13 protein-coding genes are annotated in these 16758 nt (G+C 48.5%); 10 read left to right on the top strand and 3 right to left on the bottom strand.

The window, feature by feature from the left end; genetic code table 11:
- Positions 1–18: 18 nt before the first annotated feature.
- Positions 19–453: a hypothetical protein gene (locus tag FNY66_RS00065; RefSeq protein WP_087151095.1), complete on the bottom strand. Its 435-nt coding sequence runs from the start codon at positions 451–453 to the stop codon at positions 19–21.
- A gap of 215 nt (positions 454–668) precedes the next feature.
- Between FNY66_RS00065 and pth the strand changes: the two genes are divergently transcribed.
- The 3 genes from pth to FNY66_RS00050 all read left to right on the top strand — a co-directional run bounded on the left by pth (position 669) and on the right by FNY66_RS00050 (position 5908).
- Positions 669–1250 carry an aminoacyl-tRNA hydrolase gene (gene pth, locus FNY66_RS00060; RefSeq protein ID WP_087151109.1) on the top strand — a complete coding sequence of 194 codons (582 nt, stop codon included), beginning with the start codon at positions 669–671 and terminating at the stop codon, positions 1248–1250.
- A gap of 47 nt (positions 1251–1297) precedes the next feature.
- A complete protein-coding gene (gene mfd / locus FNY66_RS00055) occupies positions 1298–4651 on the top strand; it encodes a transcription-repair coupling factor (RefSeq protein WP_150309904.1) in 3354 nt (1117 codons plus the stop codon).
- 111 nt (positions 4652–4762) lie between these two features.
- Positions 4763–5908, top strand: a complete 1146-nt coding sequence (locus FNY66_RS00050; protein WP_150309903.1) for a peptidylprolyl isomerase — start codon at positions 4763–4765, stop codon at positions 5906–5908.
- 132 nt (positions 5909–6040) lie between these two features.
- Here FNY66_RS00050 and FNY66_RS00045 read toward each other — a convergent pair whose 3' ends face one another.
- Both FNY66_RS00045 and FNY66_RS00040 read right to left on the bottom strand, forming a co-directional pair.
- Complete coding sequence (locus tag FNY66_RS00045; protein ID WP_087151098.1) at positions 6041–6526, bottom strand: cytidylate kinase-like family protein; 486 nt, start codon at positions 6524–6526, stop codon at positions 6041–6043.
- A gap of 41 nt (positions 6527–6567) precedes the next feature.
- Positions 6568–7770, bottom strand: a complete 1203-nt coding sequence (locus tag FNY66_RS00040; RefSeq protein WP_087151099.1) for an FprA family A-type flavoprotein — start codon at positions 7768–7770, stop codon at positions 6568–6570.
- A 221-nt stretch (positions 7771–7991) separates the two neighbouring features.
- On the opposite strand from FNY66_RS00040, the gene FNY66_RS00035 reads away from it, so the two are divergent.
- From FNY66_RS00035 to FNY66_RS00005, 7 genes are all read left to right on the top strand, one after another.
- On the top strand, positions 7992–8339 hold the full coding sequence (locus FNY66_RS00035) for an arsenate reductase family protein (protein ID WP_087151100.1): 348 nt from the start codon (positions 7992–7994) through the stop codon (positions 8337–8339).
- Positions 8340–8499: 160 nt separating this feature from the next.
- Entirely contained in the window at positions 8500–8814 is a 315-nt protein-coding gene (locus FNY66_RS00030; protein WP_087151101.1) for a metal-sensing transcriptional repressor, read from the top strand.
- Positions 8815–8878: 64 nt separating this feature from the next.
- On the top strand, positions 8879–11416 hold the full coding sequence (locus tag FNY66_RS00025) for a heavy metal translocating P-type ATPase (protein ID WP_150309902.1): 2538 nt from the start codon (positions 8879–8881) through the stop codon (positions 11414–11416).
- A 274-nt stretch (positions 11417–11690) separates the two neighbouring features.
- Positions 11691–12863: a BMP family ABC transporter substrate-binding protein gene (locus tag FNY66_RS00020; protein WP_087151103.1), complete on the top strand. Its 1173-nt coding sequence runs from the start codon at positions 11691–11693 to the stop codon at positions 12861–12863.
- A gap of 191 nt (positions 12864–13054) precedes the next feature.
- Complete coding sequence (locus tag FNY66_RS00015; RefSeq protein ID WP_190324746.1) at positions 13055–14596, top strand: ABC transporter ATP-binding protein; 1542 nt, start codon at positions 13055–13057, stop codon at positions 14594–14596.
- Entirely contained in the window at positions 14593–15690 is a 1098-nt protein-coding gene (locus FNY66_RS00010) for an ABC transporter permease (protein WP_087151105.1), read from the top strand. Before FNY66_RS00015 ends, FNY66_RS00010 begins: the two co-directional genes overlap by 4 nt.
- The gene (locus FNY66_RS00005; RefSeq protein WP_150309901.1) at positions 15683–16675 is read left to right on the top strand and encodes an ABC transporter permease; all 993 of its coding nucleotides are present in this window, start codon (positions 15683–15685) and stop codon (positions 16673–16675) included. The genes FNY66_RS00010 and FNY66_RS00005 overlap by 8 nt, the downstream gene beginning before the upstream one ends.
- Positions 16676–16758 lie beyond the last annotated feature (83 nt).

Here is a 16758-nt window from a genome sequence, read left to right as displayed (position 1 = left end):
TAGAGATAAGCCGCAGTTTTATTCGACTGCGGCTTTTTCAACGGCTTCACGGATCGCATCCAGTATGATCTGTGATGTGTACGGTGTGTCATCCGGCAGAGTGATATCGTCGAGCGACTGCGTCTCGTAGATCTGTTCGGCAATGTCCTCTATGGCAGGCTGGATGAGAGGAAACATGGTCGTCACTGTCTCATCAAGGTTCGAAAAACGGATGGAATTGATCCGGGATTCGTCTACCGATACCTCTACCTCAAGATTTGTATTGTTCAATGTAAGTGCTGAGGTATAGATGCCGGGTGTGTACCGGTTTCCGGTGTCGGCCTGATCTGTTTTTTCATCCGGCCGGAACATGATGACAAGAAGGACGATCAGTACAACCGCCAGTGCCGCGAAGATAGCGGTGTAGATGATCTCTTTCATGTGCAGGACAACGATTTTAGTTCTGGAACCCATAGAGTTACCTCCCGATTAAATTGGCTGCCGGTGTACGGCGGTCCGCTTTTTATTAAGTGTATGACTGAAAATGGGAAAATATTCACGGCTTTTGCGTGACAAAGAGGAACGGATACTGTAAAATAGCTATGCGGCAGATCCGGCCGGTGCTGCGGCAAAGGGGAAGGATGCTGCCGGACAGACAGAATGCATACAGGACATGGAGGTTGAAAGACATGTTTATCATAGCAGGACTTGGAAACCCGGACAAACAGTATGAGGGTACGAGACATAATGTAGGATTTGATGTAATAGACAGACTTGCAGACAAATACAATATATCGGTGGATGCCAGAAAACACAGAGCCTTTGTGGGAAAAGGAATCATCGAAGGTCAGAAGGTGATCCTGGCAAAGCCCCAGACGTATATGAATTTGAGCGGGGAGAGCATCCGGAGCCTTGTGGATTATTATAAGATCGCTGAGGAACATGAATTGATCGTCATCTATGACGACATCAATCTGGGAGTAGGACAGCTCCGCATCCGCGAGAAGGGGAGCGCCGGCGGACATAACGGCATCAAGAATATTATAGCCTGCCTCGGAACACAGGTATTTCCGCGGATACGGGTAGGAGTGGGAGAAAAGCCATCCCGATACGATCTCGCCGATTATGTGCTGGGACATTTTTCGAAAGCAGAACGGGAACTGATGGATGAAGGATATGACAATGCGGTGAGCGCCGTCGGCATGATCATCTCCGGACGGATCGGAGATGCGATGAGTGAATTTAACCGCAAAAAGAAAGAAGAGAAATAACTCCGGGCGGAAGACCGGGAAGTTTTGCAGAAAAAAGGGGAAGGATCATGCAGGCTTTACTTGCGCCGCTTGCCGAGCTGGCAGACTATCAGGAAATCATAAAGGACAGGAAAAAAGAAAACGGGATCATACAGATCGCAGGGGGCGTCGGTTCGCAGAAGACGCATCTGATGTATGCTCTGGGCGATGGCTTTGAATATAGGATCATCGCTTTTTCCAGTGAAGAAAAGGCAAAAAAAGCGTACGAAGAGTATCGTGTTTTTACGGAGGATGTGTATCTGTATCCGGCGAGAGATCTGCTTTTTTACCATGCTGATATCAAAGGAAAGCTGCTCACGGATCAGCGCATGGGAGTCCTGCGCGCCCTGATCGAAAAAGAAGAGGGGAAAGACGTCACGGTGATCACGACCATGGATGCATTCCTCGACGGACTGGCCCGGCCGGAAAAACTCAAAGAACAGAGGATCAGCCTGACGGGAGGGGACGTGATCGATCTCACGGAATTAGAGAAGAGACTGACAGATATGGGATATGAGAGGGAGAGCCAGATCGAGGGGCCCGGACAGTTTGCCGTGAGGGGCGGCATCATGGATGTGTTCCCGCTTACGGAAGAGCTTCCGGTCAGGATCGAACTGTGGGGAGATGAGATTGATTCTCTTCGAAGCTTTGACGTGGAGAGTCAGCGCTCTGTGGAAAATCTGGAAACAGTTACGATTTATCCCGCATCAGAGAACTGGGAAGACGGGATGGAGACAGTCTCTTTTCTGGAGTATTTTCCGGAAGAAAAGAGCATACTTCTGCTGGATGAGCCGCAGCGTCTACAGGAAACAGCAGAGAGTGTGGAAGAGGAATATTTCCGCAGCAGGGAGAAAAGACAAGAGTCTGATCCGGAAGATGGCGGGGCTCAGGAACTGACTGTGTATCAGACAAAAGATATCATAAATTCCATGAATCTCTATACCGGGATCGCGATGACGACATTGGAATCAAAATGCGGTCTCTTCCGGGTGCGGAAGACGTACAGCATTCAGACAAAGGGCGTGAATCCGTACAATAACAGTTTCGAACTGCTCACCCGTGATCTAAAACGTCTGAAACGCAGCGGATACAGGGTGGTGCTCTTGTCCGGCTCAAGGACGAGGGCTAAGCGTCTTGCAGAGGATCTGCGGGATTACGACCTGAGCAGTTTTTACAGCGAGGATATGGATCGTGAAGTGAATCCCGGTGAAATCATGGTCTCCTGCGGGTATGTGGCGGAAGGCTATGAGTATCCTATGCTGAAATTCATGGTCATTTCAGAATCTGACATCTTCGGCAGGAAGAAAAAGAAAAAACGCCGCAAAAAATACGAGGGCCAGAAGATTCAGGATTTTGCCGAATTGAAGCCGGGGGACTATGTCGTCCATGAAAATCACGGGATAGGTGTCTACAATGGAATCGAGAAGATTGAAGTGGACAAAGTGGTCAAGGATTATATGAAGATCTCCTATGCTGACAGCGGAGTACTCTATATTCCTGTGGCTCAGATGGACCTTATCCAGAAATATGCAGGTGCGGATGCAAAAAAGCCGAAGCTCAACAAACTGGGGACGATCCAGTGGGGCAGGACCAAGAGTCAGGTAAAAAAAGCAGTCCAGGCTGTAGCAAAAGATCTGGTAGAACTTTATGCGGCAAGACAGCAGTCAGAAGGATTTGTCTACGGACCGGATACTGTGTGGCAGAAAGAATTTGAAGAGATGTTTCCATTTGAGGAGACGGAAGATCAGATCCAGGCTATCGAGGATACAAAGCATGATATGGAAAGCACAAAGATCATGGACCGTCTGATCTGCGGAGATGTGGGATACGGAAAGACAGAGATCGCGATCCGCGCGGCGTTCAAAGCTGTCCAGGAAGGGAAGCAGGTTGTCTATCTCGTGCCAACTACGATTCTTGCACAGCAGCACTATAATACATTTGTGCAGAGGTTAAAAGATTTCCCTGTGCGGATCGACCTTCTGTGCCGTTTCCGGTCATCTTATCAACAGAAAAAGACAGTGGAAGATCTTAAGAAAGGACTGGTGGACATTGTGATAGGAACACACCGTGTCCTCTCAAAAGACATAGGATTTAAAGATCTCGGGCTTCTGATCATCGACGAGGAGCAGCGGTTCGGAGTGACCCATAAAGAGAAGATCAAAAAACTGAGGGAGAATATAGATGTTCTTACACTAACGGCTACGCCGATTCCGAGAACTCTTCATATGAGTCTGATAGGAATCCGTGATATGAGTGTGCTGGAGGAAGCTCCACAGGACCGGATGCCGATCCAGACTTATGTCATGGAATACAATGACGAGATGGTGAGAGAGGCGATAGAGAGAGAACTCTCCCGGGGCGGACAGGTATATTATGTGTATAACAGAGTAAATGATATTGCGGATGTGGCCGGCCATCTTCAGCAGCTTATCCCGACAGCGAATATCTCCTTTGCCCACGGGCAGATGAGGGAGAGGGAGCTGGAAGACATTATGTATGACTTCATCAACGGGGATATTGACGTACTTGTTTCGACAACGATCATAGAGACCGGGCTGGACATACCTAATGCCAATACGATGATCATTCAGGATGCGGACCGTTTCGGCTTGTCCCAGCTCTATCAGCTGCGGGGGCGCGTGGGTCGTTCTAACCGTATGGCCTACGCATTCCTTCTCTATCGGCGGGATAAGCTTTTAAAAGAAGTGGCAGAAAAACGTCTGTCTGCGATCCGGGAATTCACAGATCTGGGATCAGGTATTAAGATCGCCATGCGCGACCTGGAGATCAGAGGCGCAGGAAACCTGCTCGGGGAAGCCCAGAGCGGTCATATGGAAGCTGTGGGATATGACATGTACTGCAAAATGTTAAATGAAGCAGTCCTCCAGCTTAAAGGCGGCGGAGAAGAAGAGAGCTTTACGACGACCATCGATCTTAATATTGACGCATATATTCCGGAGTCTTATATTAAAAATGAGTATCAGAAGCTGGATATCTACAAGAGGATTGCCGCGATCGAGAACGAGGAAGAGATGGATGATATGACAGAAGAGCTGATCGACCGTTTCGGAGACATTCCGAAGAAGGTTCAGCAGCTCCTGCATATCGCATCTCTGAAAGGACTTGCGCATTCGGCTTATGTGACGGCGGTAGAGCAGAAAGGCGGAGATATCCGGTTTACTATGTATGAGAAGGCAAAGATTGATCCGCAGAGGATTCCGGCAATGCTGCAGGGCTATGGAAAAGATCTTGTGTTCCGGACAGAGGAGCCACCGTATTTCCTTTACCGGAAACTGGGCAAGAGCGGAAAAGATACAGGGGAGAGCGTGCTTGATACGGTGCGCAGGGTGCTGGATGACATAAAAGGGCTGGCGATTTCGTGACATATTTGTGAATCCTACTTGTTACTTCCCTCAAAACACGTTATAATGTATCAGTATGCGGGCATTGTATACATGCCATATTTTATATGCCCGGAAAAGAGGAGGATACTTATGATGCGATTCGGAAAAAAGGCCGCAGTTCTGACTGCCGCAGGCGCTCTGGCTGCCATGACTGTTACAGGATGCAGCGGCTCGATCAATACAGATTCAGTTGTTGCCACAGTGGGGGAAGACGATATCACACTCGGACTTGCCAATTTTTATGCAAGGATGACGCAGGGACAGTATGAGACTTATTATGCATCGATGCTTGGCACGACTGGTGATGCGATGTGGACACAGGAAGCAGGTGAGGATCAGACATACGAAGAGTCAGTCAAGGACGGACTGATGGAGAGCCTGCAGAATATGTATCTTATCGCCCAGCATGCGGAAGAATATGACGTGTCGCTGACAGAAGAGGAAGAGGATGCTATTTCTGAAGCAGCGAAACAGTTCGATGAAGATAATACGGATGAAGCGAAAGAAACAGTATCCGGTTATCGCAAGGATGTAGAAGAATTCCTCAGACTTGCCACGATACAGACAAAGATGGACAGTAAGATGAGGGAGGGCGTGGACGAGGAAGTATCTGACGAAGAAGCGGCACAGAAAGCAATGCAATATGTCTTTTTCTCATATACAACTACGGATGACTCCGGTAATTCTACAGAGCTTACCGATGAAGAGAAAGAGAGCCTGAAGACAGACGCCCAGTCACTCGTGGACAGAGTGAAAGGCGGCGAGGATTTCGCAACGGTTGCTGAGGAACTCGGACAGACAGCTTCTGATCTTACATTTGACTCAGAGAGTACAACACCGAATGAGGATCTGATCGCCGCGGTTGATGCATTTGAGACTGAGGGCGAAGTGACAGATGTCATTGAGACAGACAGCGGTATCTACGTAGGACAGCTCACCAGCCTTCTTGACCGGGAAGCGACAGATCAGGAAAAAGAAACAATCGTGGAGCAGCGCCGGCAGGACCAGTACGATTCACTTCTGGAAGAGTGGCGTGACAGTACAGAGATTGAGGTCGACGAGAAAGCCTGGGATAAAGTTGACTTTGAAGATACGGGAGTGACGATCATCACATCAGAGACAGAAGAGTCATCAGAGGAGGGCAGCGCTGATACCGGCAGCGATACGTCAGAAGACACCTCATCAGACAGCAGCACTGCAGATGACACTAATTCAGGGGACAGTGCATCGGAATAAACAGGCACTAAGCGGATAAGAACAGAAAAATATAGAAAAATGCAAAAGCCAGCGGTCAAACAGGATCGCTGGCTTTTGGGTTTAAATTTTCCGATGTGATAATCTGGCAGATGTAAATATCCTGATCCGGGATCAGATATACTCACATTTCTCAAAATAGTGCATCAGGATATCGGCACAGTTTTCCACCCCAAGCTCAGAGGTGTCAAGGATCATGTGGTAATCATTCACATCTCCCCATGTCTTTCCGGTGTGTTCATAATAATAGGAAGCTCTTTCTTCATCAGTTGTCTCCACTTTTTCCTTTGCTTCGTCATAGCTTAAGTTTTCCTTGTCCATAATCCTGCGGATACGGTCTTCTTTGTCCGCGCATACAAAGATATTGAGGACATTTAAACGGTCTTTCAGGATATCGGAAGCGCAGCGCCCAAGGATGATACAGGGCTTTTCAGCAAGTTTGCGTATAGCCTCCGCTTCGCTCTCATACATGTGGTCATGGAGCTTCTGCTCGATATATGCCTTGTCATATACGGGAATATTAAGCTGTTCGGAAAGTTCTTTTGCGATGATACTTGCACCGGTTCCGAAACGGCGGCTCATGGTGATTACTAATTTCATAAGAACTCCTCCTTTGTATTCAAAAAATGAGATACCTGTTATTATAACACTTCTTCTGCGATTTGTCTTGCAAGAGATTTTAATTCTTCCATCTGTTCATCTTTTACGGAAGATTTGATCGTGACATTTGCCACCATCAGAGACATATCTTTCATCTCGCTGATCTTTGTGCTGATCAGTTTCGTGCTCTGCGGTGCCCAGCTTCCGTTTCCGAGAACTGCGATCGTGCGGTTCTTAAGGGCGAGGGCTTTCATATCCTCAAGATAGTTATCCATCAGCGGATAGATACCGTTGTTGTACGTAGGAGCCGCCAGTACGATATGGCTGTACTTGAAGCTGTCTGCGATCAGCTCGGACACATGTGTTTTGGAGATGTTGTGCATGCAGATATTCTTGACGCCTTCTTCCGCAAGGAGGTTTGCCAGGATCTCCGCCATATTCTCCGTATTGCCATACATGGATGCGTACGCGATCATAACCCCTTTTTCTTCCGGTTCATATCTGCTCCATTTGTCATACTTGCCGATGATATAGTCGAGGTCCGTTCTCCAGATGGGGCCATGGAGAGGACAGAGCATCTGGATGTCGAGGCCTGCGGCTTTCTTCAGTACGCTCTGTACCTGCATACCGTATTTTCCGACGATATTTGTATAGTAACGGCGGGCCTCATCAAGCCAGTCTCTGTCAAAATCTACTTCGTCGTTGAAGATATTGCCGTTCAGGGCTTTAAATGTTCCGAAAGCGTCGGCACAGAACAGGATTTTGTCCGTCTCGTCATATGTCATCATAACTTCCGGCCAGTGTACCATCGGAGCCATGACGAAATGAAGTGTGTGCTTCCCTGTGGAGAATGTATCTCCCTCTTTGACGATGACTTTCTTTCCTTCCAGATCAAAGTCAAAGAACTGGCTGATCATGGGGAATGTTTTGGCATTTCCGATGATCTGCATGTCCGGATAGCGCAGCACAAGCTCATCGATCATAGCGCAGTGGTCCGGCTCCATATGGTTTACGATAAGGTAATCCAGAGATCTGCCGTCTAATGCAGCCTTGACATTTTCCAGGAACTGCCGTCCAACGGCATAATCTGCAGAATCAATAAGTACAGTCTTCTCATCAAGGAGAAGATAAGAATTGTATGAGACTCCGTCAGAGAGTGGGAAAATATTTTCAAAAAGTTCGATGCGCCGGTCATTACCTCCCACCCAGTACAGGTCGTCTGTTACTTTTCTGAAACAGTGCATGAAAAAATTCCTCCTTATAAAGTGTGATCATAAGATTGTGAATGAATAAACAAATATCAACGACTCTATTCTACCATAAAAGCTAAAATTAGCAATACGCATATTTATTTTCATACAAAGAGCTGTTATGATGGGAATACAGTCCTGTCCGTACAGAGCGGACGGATGGAAGCGGGGCAGAAAAGTAACCGCATATATAATAGAAAGAAGGGCGAGATAAGATGTTATTTGTATGTTATCCGAAATGCAGCACATGTATGAAAGCAAAGAAATGGCTTGAAGAAAAGGGAATGGAATATGAGCTCAGAGATATCAAGACTGAGAATCCGACTGCGGATGAGCTGAGAGAGTGGTGGACAAAGAGCTCTCTGCCGTTGAAAAAATTCTTCAATACAAGTGGAAACCTTTACAAAGAAATGAAGTTAAAAGATAAACTTCCGAAAATGAGCGAAGAAGAGCAGCTCAGCCTGCTTTCTACGGACGGGATGCTTGTAAAGCGTCCGATTCTGGTCAGCGGGGATAAGGTACTGGTAGGCTTCCGCGAGAAAGAATGGGAAGAAAATTTGTAAAAAGTTTTAATTTATGCTTGCATAATACCCCTGAAGGGTATATACTCTCCTTGTAAGAGAGATACCCCTCAGGGGTTTTGATTTTATAGCAGAAGTGAACCTGATTTTGCAGGCCGCATGATGCAAAACTGAAAAAATGACAGGAAGGAGAAGAGTTTATATGGGAGAAACGAATAAAGTCTGTCCTGCGTGCAAATATAAAACGAAGGAACGCTCCGAGAAGGAGAGGCGAGATATGCTCAACCGCTTAAGCCGTATTGAGGGGCAGGTCAGAGGAATCAAAAAAATGGTGGAGAACGACGTGTACTGTCCGGATATCCTGATCCAGGTATCGGCGGTCAACGCGGCTCTCAACAGCTTTAACAAAGTGCTTCTGGCGGAGCATATCCGTTCCTGTGTGGCGGAGGATATACGCGAGGGCAAAGAAGAGACGATAGATGAACTTGTTCTTGTCCTGCAGAAACTGATGAAATAAAGCCGCTGTTCGCATGCGGGCGGAGGTCAGATGTGAACAGCAGCGGAGTAAAGGAGGATTAGGTATGGAACAATACAATGTGACGGGGATGAGCTGTGCTGCGTGCAGTGCCCGTGTCGAGAAAGCTGTCTCGAAAGTTCCGGGCGTTACATCCTGTTCCGTAAGCCTTCTGACGAACTCTATGGGAGTCGAAGGAAGCGCCTCGCCGGCTGATATTATAGCAGCCGTAGAGGAGGCGGGATACGGGGCATCGGAAAAAGGAGCAGCTCACGGCGTCGGGAAGACCGGAAGCGCCGGAATGTCCATGGCAGAGGCAGAGGACTCTTTAAAAGATAAGGAAACGCCGAAGATGAAGCGGAGACTGATCGCATCTTTGTGTTTCCTGATCCCGCTGATGTATTTCTCCATGGGGCACATGATGTGGAACTGGCCGGTGCCGTCTTTCCTTGAAGAAAATCATGTGGCGATAGGGCTGATACAGCTCCTGCTGACTACGGCAGTCATGGTGATCAACCAGAAGTTCTTTATCAGCGGCTTTAGAGGCCTGATCCACAGGGCGCCCAACATGGATACCCTGGTTGCTCTCGGTGCGGGAGCTTCTTATGGATACAGTCTTTACGCACTCTTTGCCATGACAGATGCGCAGCTGCGGGGGGATACTGCAGGGGTGATGTCCTTTATGCATGAGTTTTATTTCGAGTCAGCGGCCATGATCCTGACGCTGATCACGGTCGGAAAGATGCTCGAGGCAAGATCCAAAGGAAGGACGACAGACGCCCTGAAGAGTCTGATGAAGCTTGCGCCGAAGACAGCCATAGTAATGAGAAATGGTGTGGAAGAAGAAGTACCCATCGATCAGGTGAGAAAAGGTGATATCTTTGTTGTAAGACCGGGGGAGAATATCCCGGTGGACGGGATCGTGGTCGAGGGAAACAGTGCGGTGAACGAATCCGCATTGACAGGAGAGAGTATTCCGGTGGATAAAAAGAAAGGCGACGCTGTCTCGGCAGCCACTCTCAACCAGTCCGGTTTTCTGCGCTGCGAGGCGACACGTGTCGGGGAAGATACGACTCTCTCCCAGATTATCCAGATGGTAAGCGATGCTGCGGCGACGAAAGCGCCGATCGCAAAGGTGGCTGACAGGGTATCCGGCGTCTTTGTTCCGGCAGTGATCGCTATCGCCCTGATAACGATCATCGTATGGCTGATCGCGGGACAGACGGTCGGATTTGCGCTTGCGAGAGGAATCTCCGTGCTTGTTATCAGCTGCCCGTGTGCACTCGGGCTTGCAACCCCTGTGGCGATCATGGTCGGAAACGGTATGGGAGCGAAAAACGGTATTATGTTCAAGACAGCCGTCTCGCTGGAAGAGACGGGCAAGACACAGATCGTTGCGCTGGATAAGACCGGAACGATCACAAGCGGCGAACCGAAAGTGACGGATATGATCCCGGCTGAGGGAGTGACTGAGGAAGAACTTTTGAGCCTGGCATATACTTTGGAGAAGAAAAGTGAGCATCCGCTGGCACGAGCTATCCTTGCAAAGGCGGAGGAAAAAGGCGTGGACAATAAAACGGAGGCCGAGGACTTCCGGGCGGTTGCGGGGAACGGCCTGTCAGGAAACATCGGCGGAGAGACAGTCTGCGGAGGAAATCTCAAGTTTATTATCCGGAATGCAGAGATCTCCGGTGAGACCAGACAAAAGGCAGAAGAGCTTGCAGAACAGGGAAAGACACCGCTGTTCTTCAGCAGAAATGGAAAGCTTGCCGGCATTATTGCGGTTGCAGATGTGATCAAGGAAGACAGCCCGCAGGCTGTAAAGGAATTGCAGAATATGGGAATCCATGTTGTTATGCTCACGGGTGACAATGAGCGTACGGCAAAGGCTATAGGGGCCCAGGCCGGTGTAGACGAAGTGATCGCCGGCGTCCTGCCGGAAGGCAAGGAGAGTGTGATCCGATCACTGAAACGAAAAGGGAAAGTCGCCATGGTTGGCGACGGTATCAATGATGCTCCGGCACTTACAAGGGCGGATATGGGCATTGCCATCGGCGCAGGTACTGATATAGCGATCGACGCCGCTGATGTAGTGCTCATGAAGAGCCGGTTGAGCGATGTGCCTGCGGCAATTCGGATGAGCCGTGCAACGCTGAGGAATATCCATCAGAATCTGTTCTGGGCATTTTTCTATAACGTGATCGGTATTCCACTGGCAGCAGGTGTATGGATACCAGTATTTGGATGGCAGCTGAATCCTATGTTCGGAGCGGCAGCAATGAGTCTCTCCAGTTTTTGTGTGGTGAGCAATGCACTTAGGCTCAACTGGTTTAAAATGTATGACGCCAGCAGAGATAAGAAAATAAAAGTCAAGAGAAAGAAGGAGGAAACAACAATGACAAAGACAATGAAGATCGAGGGTATGATGTGCGGGCACTGCGAGGCGAGAGTGAAGAAAGTCCTGGAGGCGCTTCCGGAAGTGGATGCAGCGGAAGTAAGCCACGAGGCAGGAACAGCGATAGTTACGCTGAATGCGGAGATTGCGGATGATGTGCTCAAAAAGACGGTGGAAGATCAGGATTACAAAGTGTTGGGAATCGAATAAGGAGTTCTTATTCCGCCTGATAATTTTTCGGCTGCCCGGTGACTTTCTAAAAGTTGCCGGGCAGTTTGCTGCTGTTCAAACCTGACTGCAGTTTTATAGATTTTTAACAGTTTGTTCATGGATTATTGACTTCTAGTTCGTCAGAGGGTAGAATGAAAGCGTAGCTATCCTGAAAAAAGAACACATTTTCTTAAAAAGGATAGCATTTTTTAACAGACTGGCATTGTTCCGGCGACAAGCCGGCCGGAACGGCAGGAAAAAAAGGAGGACAAGTATGAAAAAGAAGATCATCAGTGTATTATTGTGTGCGGCTATGGCAGTCACCCTGATTGCGGGGTGCGGAGCTCCGGCAGCAGAAACCGGCGGAAATGAGGAGGACAGTTCCTCTTCTACATCATCTGAAGGGATTCCGGCAGATGAGATTAAAGTAGGATTTGTGCACATATCAGATCCCAGTGATATGGGTTACACATACAATCAGGATCTGGGAACACAGGAGATGCAGGAGACTCTTGGTTTAAGTGATGACCAGATCATCAATAAATACAATGTACCTGAGGATGCTGAGTGTGATACAGCGCTCAGAGAGCTTGTGGATGCAGGATGTAACATCATCTTCGCGACAAGTTTTGGATTCGAGGATTATGTGAAGGAAGTTGCAGCAGAATATCCGGATGTGGAGTTCTGCCATGCGACGGGATATCAGGCAGCTGATTCTGGTTTGGATAACTTCCATAACTATTTCGCATCCATCTATGAGGGACGTTATCTGGCAGGTATCGCTGCAGGCATGAAGACAGAGTCGAACAAGCTCGGCTATGTCGCGGCATACCCGTTCGCAGAGGTTATCAGTGGATATACGGCATTCTATCTGGGCGCGAAGAGCGTAAATCCGGATGTGACAATGGATATTATGTATACAAATTCCTGGAACGATCCGACTGTTGAATCCCAGGTGGCACAGGCTCTGATCGATCGCGGATGCGACGTGATCTCACAGCACTCTGATTCCACGGCTCCGGCTACTACAGCAGAGGATAACGGTGTATGGCAGGTGGGTTACAACAATGACATGATTGAGGCAGCTCCGAATGCTTCATTGATTTCCCCGCGTATTGACTGGGGTATCTATGTGACAGAAGCTGTACAGGCTGTGATCAATGGCGAGGAAATTCCGGTTGACTGGTGCAAAGGTCTTGCAGACGATGCAGTTTATCTGTCACCTCTGAATACGGATATTGCGGCAGAGGGAACACAGGAAGCTATCGATGCAGCTAAAGAAAAGCTGATATCCGGAGATCTTCATGTGTTTGAAGGACCACTCAAAGGTGTGAGTCCGGAGGGTGAAGAGTATGAAGTCGCTGAAGGTGAATACTATCATGAGCAGGAAGAGGCATCTGCTCCGTCATGGCTGTACATTGTAGACGGATGCAATGTTGTTGAGTAATTGAAATAATATTTTTAACAGATTTGAAGAAGATACAAATACAGAGCCGTCTTAGGACGGCTTTGTTTGTATCACGGTACTTCTGATATGCGGTTCAGGATACCTGGCAAAAAGAAGAACTGTGTAGAATACATACAAGAAAAAAGAAGGAAGGTGAGGTTTTGGGAGGAACAGCAGAGTATGCAGTGAAGATGCATCATGTGACGAAGACGTTTGGTAAAGTTATCGCCAACAAAGATGTGAATCTGGAGCTGAAGACAGGAGAGATCCTCGCTCTCCTCGGAGAAAATGGAAGTGGAAAGACTACGCTGATGAATATGCTGTCCGGCATTTATTTTCCGGATCACGGAGAAATCTATGTGAAAGGAAAAGAAGTCACGATCCGGTCCCCGAAAGATTCATTCGCTCTCGGAATCGGCATGATCCACCAGCATTTCAAGCTGGTAGATGTGCTGACGGCGGCGGAAAATATTGTACTGGGGCTGAAAGGAAAAGCGACAGTAAACAGGAAAGAGATCAATAAAAAGGTGGCGGAACTTGCAAAACGTTATGGTTTTGAGATCGATCCTGGAAAAAAAGTCTATAATATGTCTGTCTCGGAAAAACAGACAGTGGAAATCCTGAAAGTATTGTATAAAGGAGCAGATATCCTGATTCTGGATGAGCCCACGGCGGTATTGACGCCACAGGAGACGGACCGCCTCTTCGCTGTGCTGCGGAATATGAAAAAAGACGGTAAATCCATTATTATCATTACCCACAAACTCAATGAGGTGCTCGCTATTTCTGACCGTGTCGCGATTCTGCGAAAAGGAGAATACATCGGTGTTGTGGATACGGACAAGACAGATCAGGCTCAGCTTACTGAAATGATGGTAGGCCGTCCGATCAGTCTTGAAATTGGACGGCCGCAGGTGGAACGCGGGGAAAAGCGGCTCCAGGTAATTGATCTGACCTGTTTGAACGGCGACGGGGTGAAAGCCCTTGACAATGTGTCTTTTGATGCATACGGCGGCGAAATACTGGGTGTCGCCGGAATCGCAGGAAGCGGACAGAAGGAACTGTGCGAGATTATAGCAGGGTTATATCCGTCGATTGGCGGATCTGTGCTGTATCTGGGAGATCACAATGGCATTCCTGTCCAGGAACGTATCCTTGGACTAAAGCCGGATGAGATTGTAAAAAAAGGAATATCCATGGCGTTCGTGCCGGAGGACAGACTCGGCATGGGACTTGTGGCGGATATGGATATGACAGACAATGTAATGCTTAGGAGCTATAAGTCTAATAAAGGGCTGTTTGTCGATAGAAAGACCCCAAGAGAACTGGCGGAGAAACTGATCGAAGAGCTTGAGATCGTGACTCCGGGAGTAGATACCCCTGTTGGCAGGCTCTCTGGAGGCAATGTCCAGAAAGTACTTCTCGGAAGAGAGATTGCCTGTCAGCCCTCCGTGCTGATTGTAGCTTATCCGGTGCGCGGCCTGGATATCAATTCTTCCTATCGGATTTACGATCTGCTCAACGAGCAGAAGAAAAAAGGCGTCGCGGTCATCTTTATCGGAGAAGACCTGGATGTTCTGATGCAGCTTTCCGACCGTATCATGGTCATGTGCGGCGGTAAAGTGAGCGGCATCGTAGATCCGCGTAAGGTGACAAAAGAGGACATCGGCCTGATGATGATCCATACCGGGCACTCGTCTGCAGAAGATAAGAAAGAGGAGGTGACAGCATGAGTTCACACAGCACACAGGTAAAAGAACCTCTGATCAGGATGGTCAAAAGAGATACGATGTCACAGAAAAAAGCGTGGGGAATCCGTGCGGCTGCATTCGTCCTTTCGCTTGTGACAGGAGGAATCGTAATCCTTATGCTGGGACATAATCCGTTCTCTGTGTATGTTTCGATGGTAAAAGGCGCGTGGGGATCCAGTACGGTTATCCATGAGACAATCAAGAATGCAGTACCTCTTCTGATCACGGCAATCGGTATCTCTTTTGCCTTTAAGATGAAATTCTGGAACATCGGCGGCGAAGGGCAGATTCTTGCCGGTGCTGTGGCAGCCGGCGCATTCGGACTCTTTACAGCGCACATCTTTCCAAAGCTTCCACTGGTGCTGCTCATGATGCTGGCAGCAATTGTGGCAGGTGGGATCTACGGACTTCTTCCGGCTGTATGTAAAGCAAAATGGGGAACAAATGAGACGCTGTTTACCCTGATGCTCAATTATATAGCCCTTGCATTTATCAAATATCTGATGAACGGTCCGTGGAAAGCAGAAGGCAGCAGTTACCCGAAAATAGATATGCTTGTACCCGGGGCACGTCTTACAAAAGTCCTGGGAGTCCACTGGGGCTGGATACTGGCGCTGGTTCTCGTTGTGCTGTCTTATATTTATTTTAATAAGACAAAGCAGGGGTACGAAATCGCAGTTGTAGGAGAGAGTAACAACACGGCACGGTATGCAGGGATCAATGTGGGCCGGGTGTTCAGACGGACCATGTTCCTTTCTGGCGCGCTCTGCGGTCTGGTCGGAATGCTCCAGTTTGCAGGGGCGGATTACACGATTAATGAAGGCACGGCCGGAGGAGTTGGGTTTACTGCTATTACAGTGGCATGGCTGGCCAAGATGAATCCTTTTGGTATGCTGGTTGTCTCTGTATTTATCGCAATGCTTGAGAGAGGAGCTAATGCGATCCAGACACAGTTCAAGATTCCGGCATCGGCATCAGATCTTCTTATTGGTATTATACTGTTCTTCATGCTCGGATGTGAGTTTTTCATCACTTATAAGCTGATTCCGAGAGGAAAGGAGGAACATCATGGTTGATATATTAAACAGATTATTTATTGCGGCAGTGCTTGCAGGCACACCGCTCCTGCTTGGTGCGCTCGGAGAGATCCTGACTGAGAAATCGGGAAACTTAAACCTTGGTGTGGAAGGTATGATGTTTATGGGCGCTATCACCGGGCTTGCCGGTTCTTATTACTATGAACAGGCAGTGATCGCAGGAGGCGGAAATCCAAACGGAGTCCTTTCGGCAGGGATTGCTCTGGTTACAGCCTTTATCGCGGGGGCAGGAGGAGCTTTGATCTACAGTTTCCTTACGATCACGCTGCGCGCGAACCAGAACGTGACCGGACTTACACTGACGATCTTCGGCACCGGCTTCGGTAACTTCTTCGGAGAATATATCGGGCAGCAGGCTGGCGGGTATGTGGCGGTCACAGATGTGACGAAGAAAGCATTTTCCGGGCTGGATATACCGGTATTGTCAGATATACCGGTGCTGGGACCGCTTCTGTTCCGGTATAACTGGCTTGTATACTTTGCGATTATATTGGCGATTATCATGGCATGGTTCTTCAGCAGATCGCGAGTAGGATTGAACATGCGGGCAGTGGGCGAAGATCCGGCGACGGCAGATGCGGCCGGAATTAATATCACGCTCTATAAGTATCTGGCGACCGTAATCGGCGGAGGAATCTGTGGCATCGGCGGTATGTACATGAGCATGGTAACGACGTCCGGCGTGTGGGTTCACGACTGTGTCAGCGGTTACGGCTGGCTCGCAGTGGCTCTCGTTATCTTCGCCACATGGAGTCCGGCACGCGGTATGCTCGTGGCGCTTATCTTTGGCGGACTGACTATCATGCGTATGTATGTCAATATCCCGGGACTTCCGGCACAGATCTACGATATGCTGCCGTATGTGGCAACGATCGTTGTGCTTGTCGTGACAAGCATGCGGGAGAGCAGAGAGCATGCACAGCCCAAGAGCTGCGGTCTTAACTACTTCCGCGAGGAGCGTTAAACTTCCGGATTTATCGTACAGGCTCATAATTAAAAAACAGCACAAAACAGATTGATACAGCACAGACAATTCACGCATCCACG

The sequence above is a fragment of the Mediterraneibacter catenae genome, from assembly GCF_008691045.1.
Taxonomy (GTDB): Bacteria; Bacillota; Clostridia; order Lachnospirales; family Lachnospiraceae; genus Mediterraneibacter; species Mediterraneibacter ornithocaccae.
This window is presented reverse-complemented; position numbering and strand designations above follow the sequence as displayed.

Bases quoted from the DNA above. Each gene is read 5' to 3' on its own strand.
- FNY66_RS00035 (WP_087151100.1), top strand. From the start codon at position 7,992: ATGTTATTTGTATGTTATCCGAAATGCAGCACATGTATGAAAGCAAAG.
- FNY66_RS00005 (WP_150309901.1), top strand. From the start codon at position 15,683: ATGGTTGATATATTAAACAGATTATTTATTGCGGCAGTGCTTGCAGGC.
- mfd (WP_150309904.1), top strand. From the start codon at position 1,298: ATGCAGGCTTTACTTGCGCCGCTTGCCGAGCTGGCAGACTATCAGGAA.
- FNY66_RS00045 (WP_087151098.1), bottom strand. From the start codon at position 6,526: ATGAAATTAGTAATCACCATGAGCCGCCGTTTCGGAACCGGTGCAAGT.
- FNY66_RS00030 (WP_087151101.1), top strand. From the start codon at position 8,500: ATGGGAGAAACGAATAAAGTCTGTCCTGCGTGCAAATATAAAACGAAG.
- FNY66_RS00050 (WP_150309903.1), top strand. From the start codon at position 4,763: ATGATGCGATTCGGAAAAAAGGCCGCAGTTCTGACTGCCGCAGGCGCT.
- FNY66_RS00010 (WP_087151105.1), top strand. From the start codon at position 14,593: ATGAGTTCACACAGCACACAGGTAAAAGAACCTCTGATCAGGATGGTC.
- FNY66_RS00020 (WP_087151103.1), top strand. From the start codon at position 11,691: ATGAAAAAGAAGATCATCAGTGTATTATTGTGTGCGGCTATGGCAGTC.
- FNY66_RS00065 (WP_087151095.1), bottom strand. From the start codon at position 453: ATGGGTTCCAGAACTAAAATCGTTGTCCTGCACATGAAAGAGATCATC.
- FNY66_RS00040 (WP_087151099.1), bottom strand. From the start codon at position 7,770: ATGCACTGTTTCAGAAAAGTAACAGACGACCTGTACTGGGTGGGAGGT.
- pth (WP_087151109.1), top strand. From the start codon at position 669: ATGTTTATCATAGCAGGACTTGGAAACCCGGACAAACAGTATGAGGGT.
- FNY66_RS00015 (WP_190324746.1), top strand. From the start codon at position 13,055: ATGCATCATGTGACGAAGACGTTTGGTAAAGTTATCGCCAACAAAGAT.
- FNY66_RS00025 (WP_150309902.1), top strand. From the start codon at position 8,879: ATGGAACAATACAATGTGACGGGGATGAGCTGTGCTGCGTGCAGTGCC.